This is a genomic window from Nocardia africana NBRC 100379 (assembly GCF_001612635.1).
GTDB lineage: Bacteria > Actinomycetota > Actinomycetes > Mycobacteriales > Mycobacteriaceae > Nocardia > Nocardia africana.
In genome coordinates this window covers 202141-224198 of sequence record NZ_BDAV01000014.1, presented here as the reverse complement: position 1 = coordinate 224198, position 22058 = coordinate 202141, and the positions used below count along the sequence as shown (strand labels likewise).

The window sequence follows — 22058 nt, the reverse complement described above, 5'->3', positions numbered from 1 at the left end:
GTGGAGATGACACGCCGCGCGACGATCGACGAGGCCGATCCGTACGCCGAGGACGAGTCCGCTGCGGACGGCGACGACCGTATCCACCGCGCCGGGGCTCGCGCGCGGATGCCCTTCGACGGCCGGTGGCGGCGGATCCTGTTGTGGGGCGCGCCGATCGTGGTCGTGGTGATCGTGCTGCTCGTGATCGCCTATTTCACTCCCGCGCTGTCGGTGCGCAGCGTGCAGGTCGAGGGGGTGTCCGCGGTGCCCGAACAGGATGTGCGCGCGGTGCTGCAGATCCCCGACGGCCGCTCCATGCTGCGCATCGACACCGATGCGATCGCGCGCCGGGTCGCGTCGCTGCCGAAGGTGCGGTCGGCGCGGGTGCAGCGGGTGTTTCCGTCCACGGTGCGGGTCACGGTGGACGAGCGCACGGCGGTGGTCTTCTTCGACAGCCCGCAGGGACCGCATCTGCTCGACGGCGACAGTGTCGAATTCGCGATCGAACCGCCGCCGCCCGGCGTCGCGAAGCTGGTCACCGGCCACCCGGGCAGTGCCGACCCGGTGACCCGGGCCGCGGTCGCGGTCCTCGACGCCGCGCCGCCGGCACTTCGTGCCCAGGTGGGAGAGGTTGTGGCGCGGTCGGTTTCGGATATCGAACTGAAACTGCGCGACGACCGTACGGTGATCTGGGGCGGCGCGGACGACTCCGAACGCAAAGCCGCGGTGGTCCTTCCGGTGCTGACGCGCCCGGGAACGGTATTCGACGTTTCGAGTCCCGATCTGGTAACGGTAAGATAGTGACACTCGTTGTGCCGTTGCGGTTTTCGACCGGCGGCCGGGAGTCGATGGCCGTGCGTGATGGCCGTGGCACCTGGGCCCGTCCGGGTGCCGCAGTCGCGTGCGGGGCCGGTGAATCCGCGGTCCTGCGGATATCGAGACCCGATCTCGGTGTCTGTGGCGGCCGTTCGCGGTACCATGCCCGACGGGCTCGGACGAGATGGATCACACAAGATTCTGACCCTCGTGTCGGCGCGCCTGCGCACGGATCGCGACGGGTGCGAATAGCGTTCCGCACCAGTCGGATACTTGACATAACGCCAACCCTATGGTTCAGGTTTAGGGTTTGTCCGAGTGAAAACCCGGGCGGACCGGGGACCTCGAATCGGCGCTCTGCCGAGAATCCGAAAACGACAGGCTTTGGATCGAAGGAAGGCGAGAGCCCATGACGCCCCCGCACAACTACCTTGCAGTGATCAAGGTCGTCGGTATCGGCGGCGGCGGCGTGAACGCCGTCAACCGAATGATCGAACAGGGACTCAAGGGAGTCGAGTTCATCGCCGTCAACACCGACGCGCAGGCACTGCTGATGAGTGATGCGGACGTCAAACTCGACGTCGGCCGCGAACTCACCCGCGGTCTGGGCGCCGGCGCGGATCCCGAGGTGGGCCGCAAGGCCGCCGAGGACCACAAGGACGAGATCGAAGAGGTGCTCAAGGGCGCCGACATGGTCTTCGTCACGGCCGGTGAGGGCGGCGGCACCGGTACCGGTGGCGCGCCCGTGGTGGCCTCGATCGCCCGCAAGCTGGGCGCCCTGACCATCGGTGTGGTGACGCGGCCGTTCTCCTTCGAGGGCAAGCGGCGCAGCAACCAGGCCGAAGCCGGTATCCAGGCGCTGCGCGAATCCTGCGACACCCTCATCGTCATCCCGAACGACCGGCTGTTGCAGCTCGGCGACGCGGCGGTGAGCCTGATGGACGCCTTCCGCTCCGCCGACGAGGTGCTGCTCAACGGTGTTCAGGGCATCACCGATCTGATCACCACCCCGGGTCTGATCAACGTCGACTTCGCCGACGTCAAGAGCGTCATGTCCGGCGCCGGTTCGGCGTTGATGGGCATCGGCTCCGCGCGCGGCGAGGGACGATCCGTGAAAGCCGCGGAGGCGGCGATCAATTCGCCGCTGCTGGAGGCGTCGATGGACGGTGCGCACGGCGTGCTGCTGTCGATCGCGGGTGGATCCGACCTCGGTCTGTTCGAGATCAACGAGGCCGCCTCACTGGTCCAGGAGGCCGCGCACATCGAGGCCAACATCATCTTCGGCACGGTGATCGACGATTCGCTGGGCGACGAGGTCCGGGTCACGGTGATCGCCGCCGGCTTCGACGGGGGCACCCCGGCCCGGCGCATCGAACCGGCGGGGAGAACGAATATCGGCGCGGGCCGTGCCGGTGACATCGGCCAGTCCACGACCCGCCGCGAGTTCGGCAGCACCCGCCAGTCGGAGCCCGAGCGTACGGCCGACCCCACGCCGGCCCGCGGCCCGGCCCCGTCCTATGAACCGCGCCCGGCCACCGAGCCGACCATCGCGCACAACAGCCGCTCGCACATTCAGATGCCGGACGAGGACACCGACGACGTCGACGTCCCCGATTTCATGCGCCGGTAACGACGCCGCTCTCGCTGCCCCCTCCGATCGTTTCGGAGGGGGCAGCGGCGTTCGTGGCTCGCGCGGGGCGATCGAAACCCCGTGCGGCACCGGAATTCCGGCGGCCCGGTGCCGGGCGGCCGCGTGATGCCGGTCTCCGGGGCGGCGCCGCCGGCACCCGGGCAACGGCGTGTGAAACCGAACACCGCGAGCGGAGGCGTCGCGCCCGCTGATGGCGGACGCGGCACCGTGGTGTGGCGGCAATGTCGTGTGCATGAACTCGCACGCCGTGGGTACTTCGCGGGGCATGCTCGCGCTGTGCCCCGTTCCGCCGCCCCGTCACATACGTTCCGCATCACTCGGCGGCACGTTCGACTCCGGACCGGCGCAGCCTATTAATCTCGGAGATATGACACAGGCTTCGGTTCGGACGCGACGGGTGACGACCACGCGGGCCGGTGGGTTCTCGGTGGCGCCCTACGACTTGTTCAACCTGGGCGACCACGTCGGTGACGATCCGGAAGCGGTGCGGCGCAACAGGATACGTCTCGCGGAGGGCATCGGCCTGCCGCCCGGCCGTCTGGTCTGGATGGAACAGGTGCACAGCCGCAACGTCGAGATCGTCGACGGCCCGCGCACCGAACCGGTACCGGTGACCGACGCGCTCGTCACCACCGTGCCGAATCTCGCGCTGGTCGTCCTCACCGCCGATTGCGTCCCCCTGCTGATGTCCGACGACGAGGCCGGCGTGATCGCGGCCGTGCACGCCGGACGCGTCGGCGCCCGCATCGGCATCGTGCCGAAGGTCCTGGAGGCGATGGTATCGGTCGGTGCCCAGCCGCATCGCATCGGCGCCTTCCTGGGCCCGGCCGCCGGGGGCGAGGACTACGAGGTGCCCGCCGCCATGCGCGACGATGTGGAGGCTCATCTGCCCGGCAGCGCCACCACGACGCGGCGCGGAACGCCCGGGCTGGATCTGCGGGCCGGTATCCGTCGTCAGCTGGAGGCGGCCGGTGTCGGCGCCGTCGCGGTCGATCCGCGCTCCACCATCACCGACGAAACCCTGTTCAGCCACCGCCGCGGCGCGCCCACAGGCCGCATCGCCGGGGTGATCTGGATGGAGGACCAGCAGTGAACCACGCCGGATCCGACATCGGCACAACAGAATCCGGGGCGGGGACGCAATCGCGCGAGGCCGAACTCGCCGCCGCGCTCGGCCGCCTGGAAGACCGCATCGACGCCGCGTGCCGCGCCGCCGGTCGCGATCGGGCCGGCGTCCGGTTGCTGCCGGTGACCAAATACTTCCCGGCCTCCGACGTGGAGATCCTGTACCGGCTGGGCCGACGGGAATTCGGCGAATCGCGGGAGCAGGAAGCCTCCGCCAAGGTGGCCTCATTAGGACATCTGTCGCAGATGCGCTGGCACATGATCGGCCGATTGCAGCGCAACAAGGCGAAATCGGTTGTGCGCTGGGCCGATACGGTGCACTCGGTGGATTCGGAGCGAGTGGTGAGGGCCCTTGACACCGCCACGGCGGCCGCGCGCGCGGACGGAGCGCGCGCGGATCCGCTGCGTGTGCTACTGCAGGTGAGCCTGGATCGCGATCCGGCCCGCGGCGGCGTCGTCCCCGATGATCTCCCGATGCTCGCCGATCAGGTCGCTGAATCGGAGAATCTGCAGCTCGCGGGCCTGATGGCGATTCCGCCGCTGGATGCGGACCCGGACGCGGCGTTCGCCGAACTGGCCGGTCTGCATCACGCCCTGCTGGCCACGCATCCGGGCGCGACCGAATTGTCGGCGGGCATGTCGGGCGACCTCGAGGTCGCCATTCGACACGGGTCTACCTGCGTGCGTGTCGGTACTGCTCTCATGGGCGAACGACCGATAACCTCGCAGTAGCAAAGAAACCTCATCAGTCACATTCGAAACATATGCTTGGGGCTGACGAGGACTGAGCAGGACTTCAACACCCCAGGTCAGTCGGGGCCGGAGGAAGGTCGACCAGGATGAGCGAGCGTAGCGAGCGAGACATCAGCGCAGCCACGAGCATGCTCGTGCTGGAGCCCAGCGTTAGTGAGGTGGGAGCATGAGTACGCTGCACAGGTTCAAGGCCTACTTCGGCATGGTCCCGCTCGAGGAATACGAAGACGACTACGTCGACGACCGTGGCCCTCGGGGTATCGACGACCGTGGTCCGCTGGGTGCGGACGACCGCGGCGTGCGCCGCTCGCGTTTCGACGACGATCCGTACGACGCCGCGCGCTCGCGCTTCGGTGACGACCGCTTCGCCGACGATCCGGGCTACCCGGAGCCGGCGTACAAGGCGCCCTATCAGCCCGGCTACACGGTGCCGCGCCGCTCGGAGTTCGCCGACGAGTCCTACTCCGACGACCGCTACGAGCCGCTGCGCCGTCCGACCCGGATCGAATCCGCGCCCTCGGGCCGCTCGCGAGGACTCGGCGGCGGCACTCCGATGGTGCGTGGCACCACGCACGGTGCGCTGGCGGTCGATCCCGAGGCCGAGCGGCGGATGGAAGAGCGGCGGATGGAGGAGCGCGCCCGGTTCGAGCCGGCTCCGCGCCGCGCCCCCGTCTTCGAGGACGGAGGTCCGTTGTCCAAGATCACGACACTGCGTCCGCGCACCTATGCCGAGGCCGCGATCATCGGCGAGCGTTTCCGTGACGGTACACCCGTGATCATGGACCTGGTCGAAATGAGCAATGCCGACGCGCGCCGCCTGGTGGATTTCGCCGCCGGATTGGCGTTCGCGCTGCGTGGTTCGTTCGACAAGGTGGCCACCAAGGTGTTCCTGCTCTCACCGTCGGATGTCGATGTATCGGCCGAGGAGCGCCGCCGCATCGCCGAAAACGGCTTCTACAACCAGAAATAACCCCGAACCGGGTGCCGCGCCGCGGCGGCGGCCCCGGTCGGGTGAGCCGCGTGGGGGGAAAGGACGCCGAATGCACGGCGCGGGGAGTTTGCAGGACATCGAATCTGAGGCAAAGTGGACAGGTGGCCTTGTTTCAGGTGCTGTATGTGCTCTTGTTCCTCTTCTGGCTGTTGCTGATCAGCCGAGTGATCGTCGAGTTCATCCGCAGCTTCGCGCGCGACTGGCATCCGCGGGGGTTCGTCGCCGTCGTTCTCGAGGTGATCTTCACGATCACCGATCCGCCCGTGAAACTGTTGAGGCGCCTGATACCTCCCGTGAACTTGGGAGGAATTCGACTGGATCTGTCGATTATGGTTCTGCTTTTCATCGTGTTCATTCTGATGTCCATCGTCAGCAGGCTCGGGCAGCCGATAGCTCCGGTGTGACAGAATGGGCCGAGAAGAAGAGCTTGCTAGAAGATCTACGTTAGATCTCCGTACGAAGCGCGAAGGGATCCTTCCATGCCGCTGACTCCAGCCGATGTGCACAACGTCGCGTTCAGCAAACCGCCGATCGGGAAGCGCGGCTACAACGAGGATGAAGTCGACGCCTTCCTCGACTTGGTCGAACAGGAGCTCTCGCGCCTCATCGAGGAGAATGCGGACCTGCGCCAGCGGGTTGCCGAGCTGGATGCCGAATTGGCGGATGCCAAGAAGTCGCGGCCCGCGCCGCAGGCGGTGAAATCCGCTCCGCCGCAACCCGAACCGCCGAAGCCCGTCCCCGTGGCGCCGCCGGTGCCGGTGCCGGCCGCCGCGCCGGTGGCACCCAAGGACAACTCCGCCGCGGATGCGAATCTCCAGGCCGCGAAGGTGCTGAGCCTGGCGCAGGAAATGGCCGACCGGCTCACCACCGACGCCAAGGCCGAGGCCGAGCAGCTGCTCTCCAACGCCCGGGCGAATTCCGAGCGAATGGTCAGCGAAGCGCAGACCCGTTCGGACGCGATGGTCGGCGAGGCACGGCAGAAGGCCGATGCGCTGCTCTCGGACGCGCAGACCCGCTCCGACAGCCAGCTCCGCCAGGCCAAGGAGAAGGCCGACGCCCTGCAGGCCGACGCCGAGCGCAAGCACACCGAGATCATGGCCACCATCACCCAGCAGCGCAGCGTCCTGGAGAGCCGGATCGAGCAGCTGAAGACGTTCGAGCGCGAGTACCGGGTGCGCCTGAAGTCCTACCTGGAATCGCAGCTCGAGGAGCTGGAGAACCGCGGTTCGGCCGTGCCGGTCGACGGTGGCGAGGCCTTCGAGGCGGTATCCAACAGCCACGGTCCGGCGTCGTTCGCCAAGGGTGGCAAATAGCTCGTCCCGGGTGCCCGCCACCCCGCCGATACGACGGGGTCCGGCGCATGCCGCTGTGTGGTCGTAGTTCCTCCGAGCCGCCCGGCCCCTCGGGGCGCCGCGGCCCGCCCTGCCCGCCTAGGGGGTGACCATGCTCGTTCTGACGCTCGTCCTGGCCGCGATCGGCTTCGCCCTGTTGGTGACGGCGTTGACCACCGGATCGGTGATCTGGGCGTGGGGTTGCATCGTCGTCTGCGTGATCGGTGCGATCCTGCTGCTGGTCAGCGCGCTGGCCATGCGTGAGCCCGAGGACGACCCGCACACACGGCCCGGCCGTCATGCCAAGCGTTGAGCGGGCACAGGCGTGCTGAACGGGGCAGGGAGCAGGGCACGGAAATAACGTTGCCCGCACTGGCTACAATCAAACCTGTAGATCGGCAGTGATCCGGCCATCACCGGGGAGCCTTCGGAAGAACGGCGCCGCAGGCGCCCAGTAGAACCGAACGGGTGAGCCCGTCACAGCTCGCGACGAGAGGTCCGCCCGGAACATCCGGCCGGACAAGCGGGGTGGTACCGCGGCAGCGGCGCACAGGCGCCGACGTCGTCCCCGTGCACCGACTGCGCCGACCGCGCGCACTGGCACGAGGGAGACCACAGCCGCCATGGCGGACGAGACATCCACCCGCAACGCCTATCCCCGCGTCGACTTCACCGATGCGGATGCCGGCTCGCGGCAGGGCGCGAGCGTGTCGTTCCCGGAGCTCGAGCGCCGGGTGCTGGACTACTGGGCCGCCGACGACACCTTCCGTGCCAGCATCGACAACCGTGCCGAGAAGTGCGACGAGTTCGTCTTCTACGACGGGCCACCGTTCGCCAACGGTTTGCCGCATTACGGACATCTGCTCACCGGATATGTGAAGGATTTGGTTCCGCGGTTCCAGACGATGCGCGGTAAGCGCGTGGAGCGGCGCTTCGGTTGGGACACACACGGATTGCCCGCGGAAATCGAAGCGGAGAAGCAACTCGGTATCACGGACAAATCACAGATCGATGCGATGGGCCTCGCGGAATTCAATGCCGCGTGTAAATCCTCTGTGCTTCGTTACACCAATGAGTGGCGCGAGTATGTGACACGCCAAGCGCGCTGGGTCGACTTCGACAACGACTACAAGACCCTCGATCTCGACTTCATGGAGTCGGTGATGTGGGCGTTCAAGTCGCTGTACGACAAAGGCCTTGTCTACCAAGGCTTCCGGGTGCTGCCCTACAGCTGGTACGAGCAGACGCCGCTGTCGAATCAGGAGGCGCGCCTCGACGACGCCTACCGGATGCGCCAGGATCCGGCGGTCACCGTCGACATGCTGCTCGAGGTCGCCCCCGACCATCCGCTGCGCGAACTCGACGGTGCCAACGCGCTGATCTGGACCACCACGCCGTGGACCCTGCCGTCGAACCTGGCGATCGCGGTCCACCCGGACATCACCTATGCCCACGTGCGCGGCAAGGACGGCAAGCGGTACGTGCTGGCCGTCGAGCGGGTCGCGCACTACGCCCGCGAACTCGGCACCGCCGACGACGGGCTCGAGGTGCTGTCGGAGCATTCGGGCGCGGCGCTGGCGGGCCTGCGCTATCGGCCGCCGTTCGACTTCTTCCTCGGCCACCCCAACGCGCATCGCGTGCTGAACGCCGACTACGTGACCACCGACTCCGGAACCGGCGTGGTGCATCTGGCGCCCGCCTTCGGTGAGGAGGACATGGACGTCGCCTCCGCCAACGGTATCGAGGTGGTGCAGCCGCTCGACGCCGGCGGCAAGTTCACCTCGATGGTGCCGCCGTACGAGGGCCTGATGGTGTTCGACGCCAATCCGGTCATCATCAAGGACCTCAAGGCCGCCGGAAAGTTGTTGCGGCACGAGACGATCGAGCACTCCTACCCGCACAGCTGGCGATCCGGTCAACCGCTGATCTACATGGCGGTGCCCTCGTGGTTCGTGGCGGTCACGAAATTCCGCGACCGCATGGTCGAGCTGAACCAGCAGATCACCTGGGTGCCCGAGCACATCCGCGACGGCCAGTTCGGCAAGTGGCTCGAGAACGCGCGCGACTGGAACATCAGCCGCAACCGGTACTGGGGTGCGCCGATCCCGGTGTGGATCTCCGATGATCCGGCCTACCCGCGCGTCGACGTGTACGGCTCGCTGGACGAACTGGAGCGCGACTTCGGCGTGCGCCCGGCGGATCTGCACCGGCCGGGCATCGACGAACTGGTGCGCCCGAATCCCGACGACCCCACCGGGAAGTCGATGATGCGGCGCACGCCCGAGGTGCTCGACTGCTGGTTCGAGTCGGGGTCCATGCCGTACGCGCAGGTGCACTACCCCTTCGAGAACAAGGAGTGGTTCGACGGCGGAGCCGTCACATCGAACACTTCGGGCACGTCCGTTGCTCGAGCGCACAGCCCCGGGGACTTCATCGTCGAGTACAACGGGCAGACGCGGGGATGGTTCTACAACCTGCACGTGCTCTCGACCGCGCTGTTCGATCGCCCGGCGTTCAAATCCGTTGTGGCGCACGGCATCGTGCTCGGCGACGACGGATTGAAGATGTCCAAGTCCAAGGGCAACTACCCCGACGTCAACGAGGTGTTCGACCGCGACGGCTCCGATGCCATGCGGTGGTTCCTCATGGCGTCACCGGTGCTGCGCGGCGGCAACCTGATCGTCACCGAACGCGGCATCCGCGAAGGGGTGAGCCACGCGCTGCGCCCGCTGTGGAACGCGTGGACGTTCCTGCAGCTCTACGCCTCGAAACCCGGTGTGTGGCGGACGGATTCGGCGCATGTGCTGGATCGCTACATCCTGGCCAAACTGGCCGCGGCCCGGGACGTGATGACGGAGGCGCTCGAGGTCTACGACATCGCCACCGCCTGTGACGAACTGCGGTCGTTCGCCGACGCGCTCACCAATTGGTATGTGCGCCGGTCGCGTTCGCGGTTCTGGGAGGAGGACCGCGATGCCATCGACACCCTGCACACCGTGCTGGAGGTCACCTGCCGGCTGGCCGCTCCGCTGCTGCCGCTGATCACGGAGGTGATCTGGCGCGGGCTGACAGGGGAGCGGTCGGTACATCTGACCGACTGGCCGGGTGAGACCGAATTGCCGCGCGATCCGGAGCTGGTGTCGGCGATGGACGAGGTGCGGTCGGTGTGCTCGACGGTGCTGAGCCTGCGCAAGGCGCAGAACCTGCGGGTGCGGCTGCCGCTGTCCGAGGTCACCATCGCCGCGCCGGATGCCGAGCGGCTGCGTCCGTTCGCCGATCTGGTGGCCGACGAGGTCAACGTCAAGAAGGTGGACCTGACCACCGATGTGGCCGCGCACGGCCGGTTCGAACTGGTCGTCAACGCCCGCGCCGCCGGTCCGCGGCTGGGCAAGGACGTCCAGGGTGTGATCAAGGCGGTGAAGGCCGGCCAGTGGCGCGAGGACGACGGTGTGGTCAAGGCGCTGGTGCCCGGCCACGACGACGGCATCGCGCTGCTGCCCGAGGAGTACACCCAGCGCCTGGTGGCGGCCGAACCCGAATCCACCGCCGCTCTGCCGGGCAATGCCGGCCTGGTGGTGCTGAATTCGGAGGTCACCGAGGAACTCGAGGCCGAGGGCTGGGCGCGCGACCTGATCCGCGACCTGCAGGAGACTCGCAAGTCGCTGGGACTCGACGTCTCCGACCGCATCACCGTGGTGCTGGAGGTGCCGCAGGAGCGCGCGGAGTGGGCGCGGACCCATCGTGACCTCATCGCCGGGGAGATCCTCGCCACCGAGTTGAATTTCGCGCCCGCGGGCGCCGAGGCGGCCGATGTGGTCGGCGGCGTGCGCGCCGCGATCGCCAAGGCCTGAGCGCGAATACCGCAACGAGCCCGGTCCGCTTCGCCGGACCGGGCTCGTTCGGCACTACCCGATCCTCCGCCCGCCTCACAGCTCCGCGGGCAAGCGCGTGTGCGGTGCCGGCGGAGTCGCGTGGGCCCTGATCGCATCACCCCATCGGCTCGGCTGGGGACCTTCCGCGCCCGCAATCACGAGGGAAGAGCTCGATGGTGCCTCGAGCCTGAGGCGTCACGTCAGGATCGGCCGAGTCGGCTCCGGTCGGGGCCACGTATACCCAGGTAGACGGGGGTGACACATCGACGCCGGGTGGGGCGACAGGTGTGGGCGCGGTGTGTGGCACACCGATTACCGATATGACCTGGGATGTGTCCGGTGGGGCCGGAACGGATCACGGTTGCGGGTTGGTACTTGTGGTGTGGATGTGACTTGCGCTAAAACAGCTATGTCACAGCAACCGTCATTCTTTAGTTGAGCTTAGGTGTTTTTCCCGGATCGACCCCCGCTGAAAAACTGCACTACCAGGTATTTGACCGGCTGAGATGCCCGTGGGGAAGCGGCCATCCCAAGTCCATGCTGTGTGCTGTGTAATCGCCGGTCGGCGTGCCGTGGTGGATGCATGTCATACGAAGGGCGAGCACATGGCACCGTCATCCGTGCGCGGATCCTCGCGCCGCAGATACACCCGCTATCTCCTGGCCGCGATCGCCGCGGCCGTCTCCGTATCAATGTGGGCAGGCCCGGCGAGCGCCGAGCCCGCCGACACCGGCAGTTCCTCCGGATCCCTCGACACCGGCAGCAGCTCCGGCTCGGGGAGCGGATCGGCGTCCGGCAGTGCCAGCGGTTCCGCGGCGCTCCCGCTGCCCAGCCCGCGGGCGTCGATCGCCCTGAGCATCGCCGGCTCCCAGGCCGGCAAGCCCTACGAATGGGGTGGGACCGGGCCCGACGCCTACGACTGCTCCGGACTGGTGCAGTGGGCGTTCCGGCAGGTCGGCATCATGCTGCCGCGCACGACCTGGCAGCAGGCCACCGCGGGCAGCGCCGTGCCGCTCGGCGCGATGATGCCCGGCGACGTGGTCATCGTGAACACCGACGGCTCCCACGAGGGCATCTACGCCGGCGGCGGCATGCTGCTCAACGCCTACGGGCCCGGTGTGCCGATCGGACTGACGCCGCTGAGCGAATTCGACATCTACGCGATCCGGCGCTTCTTCTGAGACGGGTGCCCGGGCGGCGGATTCTCGTACCGCAGCCCGGGCACTCGGTGGTGTGTGCGCGCGTCGCCGATCGCGATCGCCGCAGCCCTATCGCACGGCGGCGCGAGCTCAGACGCCGACCGCCTGCTCGATTTCCTCCTCGGCGTCGGAGTCCTCGTCGAAATCTTCACCCGACGCGGCGTTCCCGGACATGGGCGCCGCAGCTGCGGGTGCTGCCGCATGGGCCGGGGCCGCCGCCGACGCACCGGCGGGCACTGCCCGCGCGGAATCCTGTGCTGCAGCATGGGCCGCTACGGACATGGCCGCGTGCGCTGGCACATGCGCCGGGGACTGTGCGGCCGCGCGGCGGCGTTCGTAGGCGCCGCCCACGAGCACCAGCACCACACCGGCCGCGAACCACAGCGCCAGGCTCACGATCCGGCCGCCGAGGCCGCCGTTGCCGTCGAAGTAGAGCAGGCTGCGGGCGCCCTCGACGAAGCCCGCGCCGTTCCAGAACGAATGCAGGGCGCCGAAGAAGCCGTTCTGCAGTTCGGGGCGGTAGATGCCGCCGGAGGTGGTGAAGTTCAGCATCACGAACAGCACCATCATCGCGAGCGTGGTCCAGCGCTTCAGGAACGGGTGCAGGCCGATGCCGATGAAGAGGATGCCCGCGGCGTACAACCAGGCCATCGCCCAGATCGAGGCGTAGTCGTGGTCGACGATGTGGAAGACCGGTCCCGCCAGCACGATGCCGATCACACTCACGACGAACGAGGTGGCCACCGCGGTCAGCGCCCGCACGGCCATGCGCGTGCCCGCGCCGGCGACGCTGATCGCCGCCACGCTGCCGTAGGCGCCGATACTGAGCGCGACCAGCACGAAGAACAGGCCCTGTCCGGTCGGGTCGCCCGAGGCGGAGGGCGCGATGTCGATCGTGCGCAGCGGCAGATTCTGCTGGGCGGTCACGGCGCCGAACACCGTCTCGACGGCCATGGCGGTGGTATCCGAATTCGCCTTGGCGACAAGCAGTTCGGGGGATTGCGCATCGGGGACGAAGGCGCCGGCCAGATCGCGATGCTGCAACCGGTCCACGGCATCGGCGCGATCGGCGATCGTGACGACGTCGAGCGCGTCACCGGCCCGGTCCTTCAGCGTCTGTGCCATCACCTTGACCTGGGGGCTGTCGCCGACGATCGCGACCTGCACGTGGTGGGGCTCGGGCTGGTGGAAGGCACCCAGATAGGCCAGGCCCATACCCAGGCACATGAGCAGCGGGGTCAGCAGATGTCCGGCCATGTGCCGTAGCTGGTGCAGGGACATGAACGTCACTCCAAAGGTTGGTAAATACAACTATTGTTTGTTGTACTATACAACCATGAAGGGGTCGCAGTCATACCCGTCCCGCACTGTGGCGATTCAGACAATCCAGCGGGAGCTCACCGCGTTCGCCCGCCGCGCCCGCGGGCGCGCCGCCGAGCTGTATCCCGAGCTGCCGCTGGTGGCCTACAGCATTCTCGACCTGGTGATCGCGCGCGACGGCTGCCTCGCCGCCGAACTGGCCGAGTATTTCGTGCTCGACAAGTCCACGATGAGCAGGCAGGTGGCGGCGCTGGAGAAGCAGGGCTACCTCGTCAAGGAGGTCGACCCGGCCAACCGCCGCAATCACGTCCTGCGCGCCACGCCGGAGGGCAGGCGCGTCGCGGCCGACTCCGAACGAGCGCGCAGTGCCGCCGTGAGCGAGCGTTTCCGCGACTGGGACGATCGCGACGTCGCCCAGCTCGCCGCCTACCTGGAGCGCTACAACGCCGCCGACGGCGGCTGACCGCTCGGTCTCACTCGTTGCACAGATCGCGCAGCAGCGGCCCGTACTGGGGATGGCTGAGCGCGGAGGCGAACTGGGCGACCAGGTAGTCCGCCGGATTGCCCGTGTCGTACCAGCGGCCGCGAATCACCTGTCCGTAGACCGGGTTCGAGGCGGCGAACACGTTGATCGCGTCGGTCAGATACACCTCACCGGTGCGGTGGGTGTACCACTGGTCGACCTGCTTGCGCAGTTCGTCGACGATGCCGGGGGTCACGACGTAGCCGCCGATCGCGGCGTAGGCCGAGGGCGCGTCCTCCGGCTTCGGCTTCTCCCGGAGCCCGCTGATGCGCATGAGGCCGGGCTCGAAGGAATCCTCGACCACCGGCACGCCGTAACGCTGGGAGTCGGCCGGATCCATCGGCATCAGCGCCAGCACCGGCGAGCCGGTCTTGTTGTAGGCGTCGATGAGCTGCTGCGCGCGGGGTATCTCGGCGACGAAGACGTCGTCGGGCCACAACACCAGCATCGGCTCGTCGCCCAGTGCGCGGGCGGCGTTGAGCACGGGCGTGCCGTTGCCGTAGGGACCGTGCTGGTCCAGATAGGTGATGTGGCCGAGCCGGCCGAGTTCGCCGACCTCTTCCACGGCGTCGGCATAGGCGGATTTACCGTCGGCGCGCAGCTGCGCCACCAATGCCGGATTGGGGCGGAAATGGTCCTGGATCAGGGACTTCCCGCCGCTCACCACGATCGTGATATCGGTGATGCCGGAGGCTACCAGCTCCCGCACGGTGTGCTCGATCACCGGTTTGTCGCCGACCGGCAGCATCTCCTTGGGGATGGCCTTGGTCAGCGGCAGCAGGCGGGAGCCGATGCCGGCGGCTGGGATCACTGCCTTGCGGATGGTCATGAACCGATCATCACACACTTCCGCTGCCGGATATGTCGGTGCCCACGCGTAGATTTCCGGGTATGCACTCTGCCCCCGACGCGGCTACCGGCGGTCTCGTGCCTGGTCAGCGCGCATCCGCCGGGGTCGGTGCGGGTACCGGGGGTGGGCCGGCAGTGCATCTGCACGCACAGGAATCCGACAGCAATTTCGGAGCCGACACGGTGGCGGCGCGGCGCTGGGTGCTGCATATCGATATGGACGCCTTCTTCGCCTCGGTCGAACAGCTGACCCGCCCGACATTGCGGGGCCGGCCCGTACTCGTCGGCGGGATGGGCGGCCGGGGCGTCGTCGCCGGCGCCAGCTACGAGGCGCGGGTCTTCGGCGCGCGGTCGGCGATGCCCATGCATCAGGCGCGCCGGCTGGTCGGCGTCACCGCCGTGGTGATCCCGCCGCGCGGGGTGGTCTACGGCGAAGTCAGCGGGCAGGTCTTCGAGACGCTGCGGTCGTGGATTCCGGTGCTCGAGACGCTGTCGTTCGACGAGGCGTTCGGTGAGCCCGCCGAACTCGCCGGCGCCGACGTCCGGCAGGTGCGCGAATTCTGTGAGCGGCTGCGGCAATCGGTGCGGGAGCGAACCGGGCTGGTGGCCTCGGTCGGCGCCGGCACCGGCAAACAGCTGGCCAAGATCGCGTCCGGACTCGCGAAACCCGATGGGGTGCGGGTGATTTCACCGGCCGAACAGCAGGCGCTGCTGGCCGGGCTGCCCGTGCGCAAACTGTGGGGGATCGGGCCGGTGGCCGAACATCGGCTGCGTTCGGTGGGCATCGAAACCGTCGGTGCGTTCGCGGCGCTGCCCGAGCCGGAGGCGGTCTCGCTGCTGGGCGGCAGTGTCGGCGCGGCGCTGCACCGGCTCGCTCGCGGTATCGACGAACGGCCGGTCGCCGAGCGGGCCGAGGCCAAACAGATCAGCGCCGAAACCACCTACGAGACCGACATCGTCACGTTGGCGCAGCTGCGCCCGGCGATCGAGGCGATGGCCCAGGCCGCACACCGGCGGCTGCTGCGCGACGGCCGCGCGGCCCGCACGGTGGTCCTGAAATTGAAGAAGAGCGATATGAGCATCGTGACGCGCTCGCTCACGCTGCCCTATGCCACCACCGATCCGGCCACGCTCACCGCCGCGGCGCAGCGCTCGGCCATCGATCCCGTCGAACTGGGCTCGATTCGGTTGGTGGGCGTGGGTTTCGGCGGTTTGTCGGCGGTGCGGCAGGAATCGCTGTTCCCCGAGCTGGATCGCGACACGGGTGCGGTGGGCGCCGCGGTCTTCGAGGAACCGATCGCCGCACCGGCGCTCGCGGCCGAGCCGGTCGTGCCGCCGCCGACGCGTTCCTACACCACCGAGTTCTGGTATCCCGGACGCGATGTCGGCCATCCCCGGTATGGCCACGGCTGGGTACAGGGCAGCGGGCACGGCCGGGTCACCGTCCGATTCGAGACCCGCTCGACAGGGCCGGGCCCGGCGTATACGTTCGCTGCCGACGATGACGATCTCACCCCGGCCGATCCGCTCCTTAGTCTTCGTTGAAATTTGGCGGGTAGCGTGAGGCCACTCGTGCACTGCCGCCGGTCGGGTGGGAGCTGTCACGTGAACGGAACCAGACCAACTCGAACGCAAAGGACGAGCATTGAAGCTTCAGATGACTGGACGCATCGCGGTCGCCACCCTGGCAGTCGTGGCTGCGCTCGGCATGTCGGCCTGCGGTAGCGGTGACAAGCACTCGAGCCACAAGTCCACCACGACCAAGGCCGCCGCCACCTCGGCCGCCAACGTGCCGCCGGTGCCCACGGTCGCCGATCTGAACTCGGAGCTGGCGCAGGCGCTGGACCCGGGCGTGCCGGCCGCGCAGAAGGCGCAGTGGCTCGAGGACGGTCAGGACGCCCTCGCCAAGGACCCCGAGATGATGCAGAAGCTGACCGACGCGTATCAGCAGAACAACGCCAAGATCAACGTCACCGATGTGGCGTATCTCGGCGGCGACACGCTGACCGCGAAGGTGGACTTCTCCGTCAACGGCGGTGCGCCCACCAAGGCCGACGTGCCGTTCGTCGCCCAGGGCAACAGCTGGAAGCTGCAGAAGAGCTGGGCCTGCGCCGGACTGAAGAACCTGGGCCAGCAGTCGCCCGCGTGCGAGTAGGTCTCGTCGTACCGGCCCGGGCCGGCGTTTCCGCGCGGAACGCCGGCCCGAGTCGTCCCAGCGCGATGACGAGGGGCGATGCCGTGCCGGACGCACAACGAAACTGAACAAAGACTGAGAAAGGTCGGACGACTTCGTTCGGCCCCGACACCCCGCGCTAGCATCTGCCTCCGTGACCGACACGATGGTGAGGGCGGACGACACGCCCGCGGCAGGACAGGGACACCGGGTCGACCGGTCACGACAAGCTCGCTGGGCCCAGCCGATCGCGCTGATCGCCGGTCTCCTGGGCGCCCTGTGCGCCATCGCCGTGCCGCTGTTGCCGGTGCAGATCGACCACACCACGCTGTCGTGGCCGCAGCAGGGCTCGACCCGCGGCATCGACGCGCCGCTGGTCTCCTATGCTCCGCTGACCTTCGACGCCACCGTTCCGTGCGCGGCGCTCGCGCAGCTGCCCGCCCAGGGCTCCACCCTGACCGCGACCATGCCGTCCGGCGCCCCGGACCTGGAGCGCTACGGTTTCGTCGCGCGGGTGCGGCCCGGCACCGACGGTAAGCCCGGCCAGTTCGAAGCGGTGCTGCGCAATCAGTCTCTGGCCAGTGTGCCGGTGGACCGGCTCGGCGTCGACTGCGCGTTCACCGTGCATTCCGAAATCTCCCACACCACAGCCACTTTCACCGGCACGGAGGCGAAACCGGTGACGCTGCAGGGTGATTGGCGCCCGCAGCTGGTCGGTGTGTACAGCGACCTGACCCGGGCCGCCGGAACCAGTGTCACCGCCCAGGTCGACAGCCGATTCTCGGTGGTGCCCACCGTGATCAAGCGCATCGCGACGGTGCTGGCGGTGGTGTTCACCCTCATCGCGCTGGCCGCGCTGTTCCGTCTGGACCGGCTCGACGGCCGGCGCATCCGGCGCTGGTTGCCGCAGCGGTGGTGGAGCTTCGGCGCGGTCGACGCCGTGGTCCTGGGCGGTCTGGTGATCTGGCATTTCATCGGCTCGACCACCTCCGACGACGGCTATCAGTTCGGCATGGCGCGCGCGTCGCTGGTGTCGGGCTATATGGCGAACTACTTCCGGTTCTTCGGCGTGCCCGAAAACCCCGTCGGCACACCGCCGTACGACATCATCGCGCATATGACCGAGATCAGCACCGCCAGTCCGTGGATGCGGATTCCGACGCTGCTGGCCGGTGTGGTCACCTGGCTGGCGCTGAGCCGGGAGGTGATTCCCCGCCTCGGTGTGGCGGTGCGACACGACCGGGTGGCGGTGTGGACCGGTGCGCTGATCTTCCTGGCGGTCTGGCTGCCCTACAACAACGGTCTGCGGCCGGAACCGGTGATCGCGGTCTGCGTCCTGCTCACCTGGTGTTTCGTGGAACGTGCCATCGCGACCCGGCGTCTGCTGCCGTATGCGATCGCGATTCTGGTGGCGGCGTTCAGTTTCACCGCGGCGCCCTCGGGTGTGATCTGCGTGGCGCCGCTGCTGGCCGGGATGCGCTCGGTGTTCCGCTTCGGCAGTGCCCGGGCGCGCGATCTGGCCGCCGATCCGCTTACGGGTGAGCGTCGTTCCCGCTGGGCCGTGGGGTACGGCTACGGGTCTCTGCTCGCGCCGCTGGCCGCGGCCGGAGCCCTGGTGCTGGCCTTCGCGTTCTCGGTGCAGCCGCTCTCGGCGATGTTCGAGATGCGCCGCGTGCACACCGCGGTCGGCCCGTCGGACCCCTGGTACAACGACTACCTGAACTATCAGTGGCTGTTCATGCCGACCGCCGACGGTTCGATCGGGCGCCGCTTCGGCATGGTGGCGATGTGGCTGGGCCTGCTGGTCTGCGTGTTCGTTCTGCTGCGCAAGGGCGGGCGCATCCCGTTCACCGCGGGCGGGCCGGCGCGCCGGCTGCTCGGCATCACCTTCGCGTCGATGCTGCTGATGGCGACCACGCCCACCAAATTCACCCACCACAACGGCGTGTACGCGGGACTCGCGGGTGCGGTGGCGGTGCTGACCGCCGTCGCGGTCGGCCCGCGGGTGATGCGGTCGCCGCGCAACCGGGCGCTGTTCGGCGCCGTGGTCGCCCTGGTGATGGCGCAGATCTTCACCAGCGTCAACGAATGGTGGTACGTGTCCAGCTACGGCATTCCGTGGTGGGACAAACCGCCGTCGATCCACGGCTTCGGGCTGAGCAAGGTCTTCCTCGCCGTGGCCGTGGTGCTGCTGGCCCTGGCCGGATGGTGGCATGTGCGCGCACCGGAACCCGGTACCCCGCACCGGATTTCGCGGTCGGCGTGGCGATGGGCGAAGATTCCGCCGCTGACCGTGGCCGCGGCGCTGCTGGTGGTGTTCGAGATGGCCTCGTTCGCCAAGGGCGCGGTCGCCCAGTATCCGGCGTTCTCGCTGGCCCGTTCCAATGTGGATGCGGTACTGGGCAAACCGTGCGGACTGGCCGACGACGTCCTCGTCGAAACCGATCCCAACGCCTCGATGCTGACGCCGCTGACCGGTGACCCGCAGACGACCTTCACCGCCGGCGCCACCGGATTCGTGCCCAACGGGGTCGGCGATCTGACCCCGCAGGGGGAGCCGACCAACAGCAGCAGTATCTCCAGCGCCTTCGACAGCGGGAAGAACCAGAGCGAGGCCGGCACCCAAACCGCCGGTGCGCCACTGCCTTACGGCCTGGACTCGGCCACCACCCCGGAACTGGGCACCGCCGGTGAGCAGGATCCGGCCGAGCTCACCACAGGCTGGTACCGGCTGCCCCCGGCCGCCGAGCGCACCGGGATCGTGGCGATCACCGCGGCCGGGCGCATCCGCTCGATCGACAAGGACGGCGTGGTCACCCCCGGCCAGCGGGTCGAGATCGAATACGGCGCCAGCGATTCACCGACCGAGGCGCACGCACTGGGCTCGGTGATCCCGGTCGACATCGGGCCGACGCCGTCGTGGCGCAACCTGCGGGTGCCGTTCGGCCAGATTCCGCCGCAGGCCGATGTGATCCGCATCGTCGCCCAGGACACCAGCCGCGACCCCAGCCAGTGGGTGGCGCTGACGCCGCCGCGCGTCCCGCGCACCACGAGCCTGCAGGACATGGTGGGCTCGCACAGCCCGGTGCTGCTGGACTGGGCGGTCGGACTGCAGTTCCCGTGCCAGCGGCCCTACGACCACCGCGACGGGATCGCGCAGGTGCCGAGTTGGCGCATCCTGCCCGATCGCACCGCCGCCCACGACACCACACTGTGGGAGAGCCACGACGGCGGCGGCCCGCTGGGCTGGAGCCAGCAATTGCTGAGCTCGCAGACCCTGGCCACCTACCTGAAGGACGACTGGCGCCGGGACTGGGGTGAGCTGCAGCGCCTGACACCGCGGGACACCTCCGCGACCGCCGCGGTGCCCACGGTGACCCGGGAGACCCACGGCGGCATGTGGAATCCGGGCCACATCAACACCGCCTGGGGCTGAGGCCGCGGGGGCCGTCAGGGTCCGGCGACACCGTCCAGTCGCCGGACCTGTTTGGCCGTGAGGTCCTGCAGCGAGGCCGGATCCACCTGTGCCGGTGAGGTTTCCGCGATCTGCACCACGCTGCTGCCGACGACGGCGATCGTGGCCGCGGAATACAGCGACATGCCGCCGCTGGTGGTGTGGACCTGGAACGAGGTCGACGCCGAACCGGCCTTCGGCTGATCGAGCCCGCCCAGCCGGTAGTCGACGGAGGTGCCGTCGGCGTCGGTGCCGGAATAGGCACGGCAGTCGCGCAGTAGTTTCTGCGCCGCCGCGAACGCCTGCGCCGCATTGCCGTCGGCGTAGCTGGCGATATCGATGTCGATACTGGCGAAGTTCGGCGACGAGTAGTGCACCGCGCCGCGGGCGGACGACCCGCTGTACAGATCGCCCATCGGCGCCAGGACTTTCGCGCATTCGGCCGGATTCGTGCGGGAGCGGTCCGGCGGCGTCTGTCCGTTGCCGGCCGAGGCGTCCTCGAGCTGCGTGAAACCCGGGGGCAGATCGGCCGGGGTGAGCAATCGCGCCCGCAGCGCATCGGAATCGGTGATGGCCGGGGCGGTGATCGGCGGTACGGTCGCCGTCGTGGGCAGCGACGGCAGCGAATCGTCGTGGTGCCCGCATGCGCTCACGCCGACGACGACGCCCGCGAGCACGACCGCGGCGCGATTCACTCGCCCCATCGCACCTGCGTCCGGACGTCCTGGCGCAGCAGCACATCGGTGTGCGGATCGCGGTAGCACTGATTGCCGCCGATGGTGATCGCACCCGAAACAGGTAGCGGCAGGCCGAGATCCACGGTGATGGTGCCCGCACCGCGCATCAGATAGTCGATGATGTCGAGGTCGCCGGAATTGTTGGGCAGCTGCCAGGTGGCCGATGTGGGCGTCTGGGTGATGTCGAGGGCGATGGTCAGCAGATTGCCGTCGCGCTTGGTGAGCGTCGCGGTCGTCATCTGGTCCAGCGGAACCACTCCCGAGACGCGCTGATGCACCGTCCACACCGCACCCTCGCCGACCGCATCGGCGGGGAAGGCGATCGCCTCGTACACTGCCTGGTAGAAGGCCTGTTCGATGGCGGCGCGGGCGGTGTCGGGCGTCGACGGGGCCGGTGCCATCCGCAACGCGGTGACGGCGCCGAGGTCGGTGAACTCGATACCGGCGTGGGATCCGTCGGCGGCCAGCAGTTGCTGATCCAAGGCCGGGTCCGGTGACGTGGCCGTGCCGAGGACGAGGTCCACGCCGTCGGCCTTCGCGTCCGCGGTGAGCGGAATGGTCACCGACGGCGGTGAGAAGTCCCGCACCGCCTGATCGTTGATCTGTTGTTCGACGTGGTGGTCGGTGCGCAGGGTCACCTGCTGGGAGGTGCCCGGGCGCACGGCCGGGCGCAGCGGAGCGTGCGGTTCCTCGCCCGGAGTGACGAGGGTCGCGACCGCGGCGGAGATCGGCAGGGTGACCTCCTTGCCGAAACCCGAGGGCTCGACCTCGGCGTCGCTGGTGGCCTCGGTCCCGTCGCTGCAACCGACGCCGAGCGCGGACAGGGTCACCGCCAGCACCATCAACAGCACTCCCGAGCGCACCGCGCGCGGATTCGGGCCCCGGCCGGGCGCGCCCGCGGGGCGTAGACCGGTCACCGAGGCGCAGGAGTGGGAAGACAACACCGTCACGCCGATCAGGGTACGACCGGTTCCTGAAAAACAGCTTTGACTCCCCGGCCGCCCACGTGCTGGGTGACAGCACCGCGAACCGGCGATGACGTGATAAGGAATGATGTCTAGCTGTGAATACGGACCGGCCGCGTGAGCAGCACCTCGACGACCCCGACGAACCCCCGCGCGAATCCGCGGCGGATCGGGGCGCCGACCGCGACGACGGACCCGGCACGCGCGGCAGCGGCGCGGACTCCACTCCGGCGCCGGACGCCTCGGATGCGGCCATTCGCGGCGAGGCCGGGACGAACGAGACTGCGCCGGACGGAAACGCGCCGGACCGCAGCGAC

18 protein-coding genes are annotated in these 22058 nt (G+C 68.6%); 14 read left to right on the top strand and 4 right to left on the bottom strand.

Going from position 1 to position 22058, the window contains the following annotated elements:
* Nucleotides 1-6 precede the first annotated feature (6 nt).
* The 10 genes from NA3_RS25860 (at nucleotide 7) to NA3_RS25815 (ending at nucleotide 11702) form a co-directional block, all read left to right on the top strand.
* On the top strand, nucleotides 7-783 hold the full coding sequence (locus NA3_RS25860) for a cell division protein FtsQ/DivIB (RefSeq protein WP_372464237.1): 777 nt from the start codon (nucleotides 7-9) through the stop codon (nucleotides 781-783).
* A gap of 424 nt (nucleotides 784-1207) precedes the next feature.
* Nucleotides 1208-2428: a cell division protein FtsZ gene (gene ftsZ, locus NA3_RS25855; RefSeq protein WP_062966227.1), complete on the top strand. Its 1221-nt coding sequence runs from the start codon at nucleotides 1208-1210 to the stop codon at nucleotides 2426-2428.
* 388 nt (nucleotides 2429-2816) lie between these two features.
* Nucleotides 2817-3542 (top strand): peptidoglycan editing factor PgeF, encoded by a 726-nt coding sequence (gene pgeF, locus NA3_RS25850; protein ID WP_062966226.1) that lies wholly within the window; start codon nucleotides 2817-2819, stop codon nucleotides 3540-3542.
* Nucleotides 3539-4306: a YggS family pyridoxal phosphate-dependent enzyme gene (locus NA3_RS25845; RefSeq protein ID WP_084491864.1), complete on the top strand. Its 768-nt coding sequence runs from the start codon at nucleotides 3539-3541 to the stop codon at nucleotides 4304-4306. Before pgeF ends, NA3_RS25845 begins: the two co-directional genes overlap by 4 nt.
* Before the next feature lie 187 nt (nucleotides 4307-4493).
* The gene (locus NA3_RS25840) at nucleotides 4494-5297 is read left to right on the top strand and encodes a cell division protein SepF (protein ID WP_062966225.1); all 804 of its coding nucleotides are present in this window, start codon (nucleotides 4494-4496) and stop codon (nucleotides 5295-5297) included.
* Nucleotides 5298-5419: 122 nt separating this feature from the next.
* Nucleotides 5420-5722 carry a YggT family protein gene (locus tag NA3_RS25835; protein ID WP_030514706.1) on the top strand — a complete coding sequence of 101 codons (303 nt, stop codon included), beginning with the start codon at nucleotides 5420-5422 and terminating at the stop codon, nucleotides 5720-5722.
* Nucleotides 5723-5797: 75 nt separating this feature from the next.
* On the top strand, nucleotides 5798-6631 hold the full coding sequence (wag31, locus tag NA3_RS25830; protein ID WP_062966224.1) for a DivIVA-like cell division protein Wag31: 834 nt from the start codon (nucleotides 5798-5800) through the stop codon (nucleotides 6629-6631).
* Nucleotides 6632-6761: 130 nt separating this feature from the next.
* Nucleotides 6762-6962: a hypothetical protein gene (locus NA3_RS25825; RefSeq protein WP_062966364.1), complete on the top strand. Its 201-nt coding sequence runs from the start codon at nucleotides 6762-6764 to the stop codon at nucleotides 6960-6962.
* A gap of 310 nt (nucleotides 6963-7272) precedes the next feature.
* On the top strand, nucleotides 7273-10500 hold the full coding sequence (gene ileS / locus NA3_RS25820; RefSeq protein ID WP_062966223.1) for an isoleucine--tRNA ligase: 3228 nt from the start codon (nucleotides 7273-7275) through the stop codon (nucleotides 10498-10500).
* Between the two features lie 626 nt (nucleotides 10501-11126).
* The gene (locus tag NA3_RS25815) at nucleotides 11127-11702 is read left to right on the top strand and encodes a C40 family peptidase (RefSeq protein WP_062966222.1); all 576 of its coding nucleotides are present in this window, start codon (nucleotides 11127-11129) and stop codon (nucleotides 11700-11702) included.
* 108 nt (nucleotides 11703-11810) lie between these two features.
* Here the strand turns inward: NA3_RS25815 and NA3_RS25810 are convergent, their stop codons facing one another.
* On the bottom strand, nucleotides 11811-13010 hold the full coding sequence (locus NA3_RS25810; protein WP_218021898.1) for an ABC transporter permease: 1200 nt from the start codon (nucleotides 13008-13010) through the stop codon (nucleotides 11811-11813).
* 79 nt (nucleotides 13011-13089) lie between these two features.
* On the opposite strand from NA3_RS25810, the gene NA3_RS25805 reads away from it, so the two are divergent.
* Nucleotides 13090-13503: a MarR family winged helix-turn-helix transcriptional regulator gene (locus NA3_RS25805; protein WP_227995300.1), complete on the top strand. Its 414-nt coding sequence runs from the start codon at nucleotides 13090-13092 to the stop codon at nucleotides 13501-13503.
* A gap of 10 nt (nucleotides 13504-13513) precedes the next feature.
* On the opposite strand, the gene NA3_RS25800 is transcribed toward NA3_RS25805, so the two are convergent.
* Nucleotides 13514-14392 carry a UTP--glucose-1-phosphate uridylyltransferase gene (locus tag NA3_RS25800; protein WP_062966220.1) on the bottom strand — a complete coding sequence of 293 codons (879 nt, stop codon included), beginning with the start codon at nucleotides 14390-14392 and terminating at the stop codon, nucleotides 13514-13516.
* A 236-nt stretch (nucleotides 14393-14628) separates the two neighbouring features.
* Here NA3_RS25800 and NA3_RS25795 point away from each other — a divergent pair, with 236 nt between their 5' ends.
* From NA3_RS25795 to NA3_RS25785, 3 genes are all read left to right on the top strand, one after another.
* Nucleotides 14629-15957 (top strand): DNA polymerase IV, encoded by a 1329-nt coding sequence (locus NA3_RS25795; protein ID WP_062966362.1) that lies wholly within the window; start codon nucleotides 14629-14631, stop codon nucleotides 15955-15957.
* A 112-nt stretch (nucleotides 15958-16069) separates the two neighbouring features.
* The gene (locus NA3_RS25790) at nucleotides 16070-16567 is read left to right on the top strand and encodes a WKL family lipoprotein (RefSeq protein WP_128145170.1); all 498 of its coding nucleotides are present in this window, start codon (nucleotides 16070-16072) and stop codon (nucleotides 16565-16567) included.
* Between the two features lie 184 nt (nucleotides 16568-16751).
* On the top strand, nucleotides 16752-20021 hold the full coding sequence (locus tag NA3_RS25785) for an arabinosyltransferase domain-containing protein (protein WP_265337882.1): 3270 nt from the start codon (nucleotides 16752-16754) through the stop codon (nucleotides 20019-20021).
* Between the two features lie 14 nt (nucleotides 20022-20035).
* On the opposite strand, the gene NA3_RS25780 is transcribed toward NA3_RS25785, so the two are convergent.
* Nucleotides 20036-20743 (bottom strand): sensor domain-containing protein, encoded by a 708-nt coding sequence (locus NA3_RS25780; RefSeq protein ID WP_063917749.1) that lies wholly within the window; start codon nucleotides 20741-20743, stop codon nucleotides 20036-20038.
* On the bottom strand, nucleotides 20731-21726 hold the full coding sequence (locus NA3_RS25775) for a hypothetical protein (RefSeq protein WP_227995298.1): 996 nt from the start codon (nucleotides 21724-21726) through the stop codon (nucleotides 20731-20733). The genes NA3_RS25780 and NA3_RS25775 overlap by 13 nt, the downstream gene beginning before the upstream one ends.
* Nucleotides 21727-22058 lie beyond the last annotated feature (332 nt).

Excerpts from the sequence above, each read along its gene's own strand:
- NA3_RS25860 (WP_372464237.1), top strand. The coding sequence starts at position 7 with ATGACACGCCGCGCGACGATCGACGAGGCCGATCCGTACGCCGAGGAC.
- ftsZ (WP_062966227.1), top strand. The coding sequence starts at position 1,208 with ATGACGCCCCCGCACAACTACCTTGCAGTGATCAAGGTCGTCGGTATC.
- pgeF (WP_062966226.1), top strand. The coding sequence starts at position 2,817 with ATGACACAGGCTTCGGTTCGGACGCGACGGGTGACGACCACGCGGGCC.
- NA3_RS25840 (WP_062966225.1), top strand. The coding sequence starts at position 4,494 with ATGAGTACGCTGCACAGGTTCAAGGCCTACTTCGGCATGGTCCCGCTC.
- wag31 (WP_062966224.1), top strand. The coding sequence starts at position 5,798 with ATGCCGCTGACTCCAGCCGATGTGCACAACGTCGCGTTCAGCAAACCG.
- NA3_RS25825 (WP_062966364.1), top strand. The coding sequence starts at position 6,762 with ATGCTCGTTCTGACGCTCGTCCTGGCCGCGATCGGCTTCGCCCTGTTG.
- ileS (WP_062966223.1), top strand. The coding sequence starts at position 7,273 with ATGGCGGACGAGACATCCACCCGCAACGCCTATCCCCGCGTCGACTTC.
- NA3_RS25815 (WP_062966222.1), top strand. The coding sequence starts at position 11,127 with ATGGCACCGTCATCCGTGCGCGGATCCTCGCGCCGCAGATACACCCGC.
- NA3_RS25800 (WP_062966220.1), bottom strand. The coding sequence starts at position 14,392 with ATGACCATCCGCAAGGCAGTGATCCCAGCCGCCGGCATCGGCTCCCGC.
- NA3_RS25795 (WP_062966362.1), top strand. The coding sequence starts at position 14,629 with ATGGACGCCTTCTTCGCCTCGGTCGAACAGCTGACCCGCCCGACATTG.
- NA3_RS25790 (WP_128145170.1), top strand. The coding sequence starts at position 16,070 with ATGACTGGACGCATCGCGGTCGCCACCCTGGCAGTCGTGGCTGCGCTC.
- NA3_RS25785 (WP_265337882.1), top strand. The coding sequence starts at position 16,752 with ATGGTGAGGGCGGACGACACGCCCGCGGCAGGACAGGGACACCGGGTC.
- NA3_RS25780 (WP_063917749.1), bottom strand. The coding sequence starts at position 20,743 with ATGGGGCGAGTGAATCGCGCCGCGGTCGTGCTCGCGGGCGTCGTCGTC.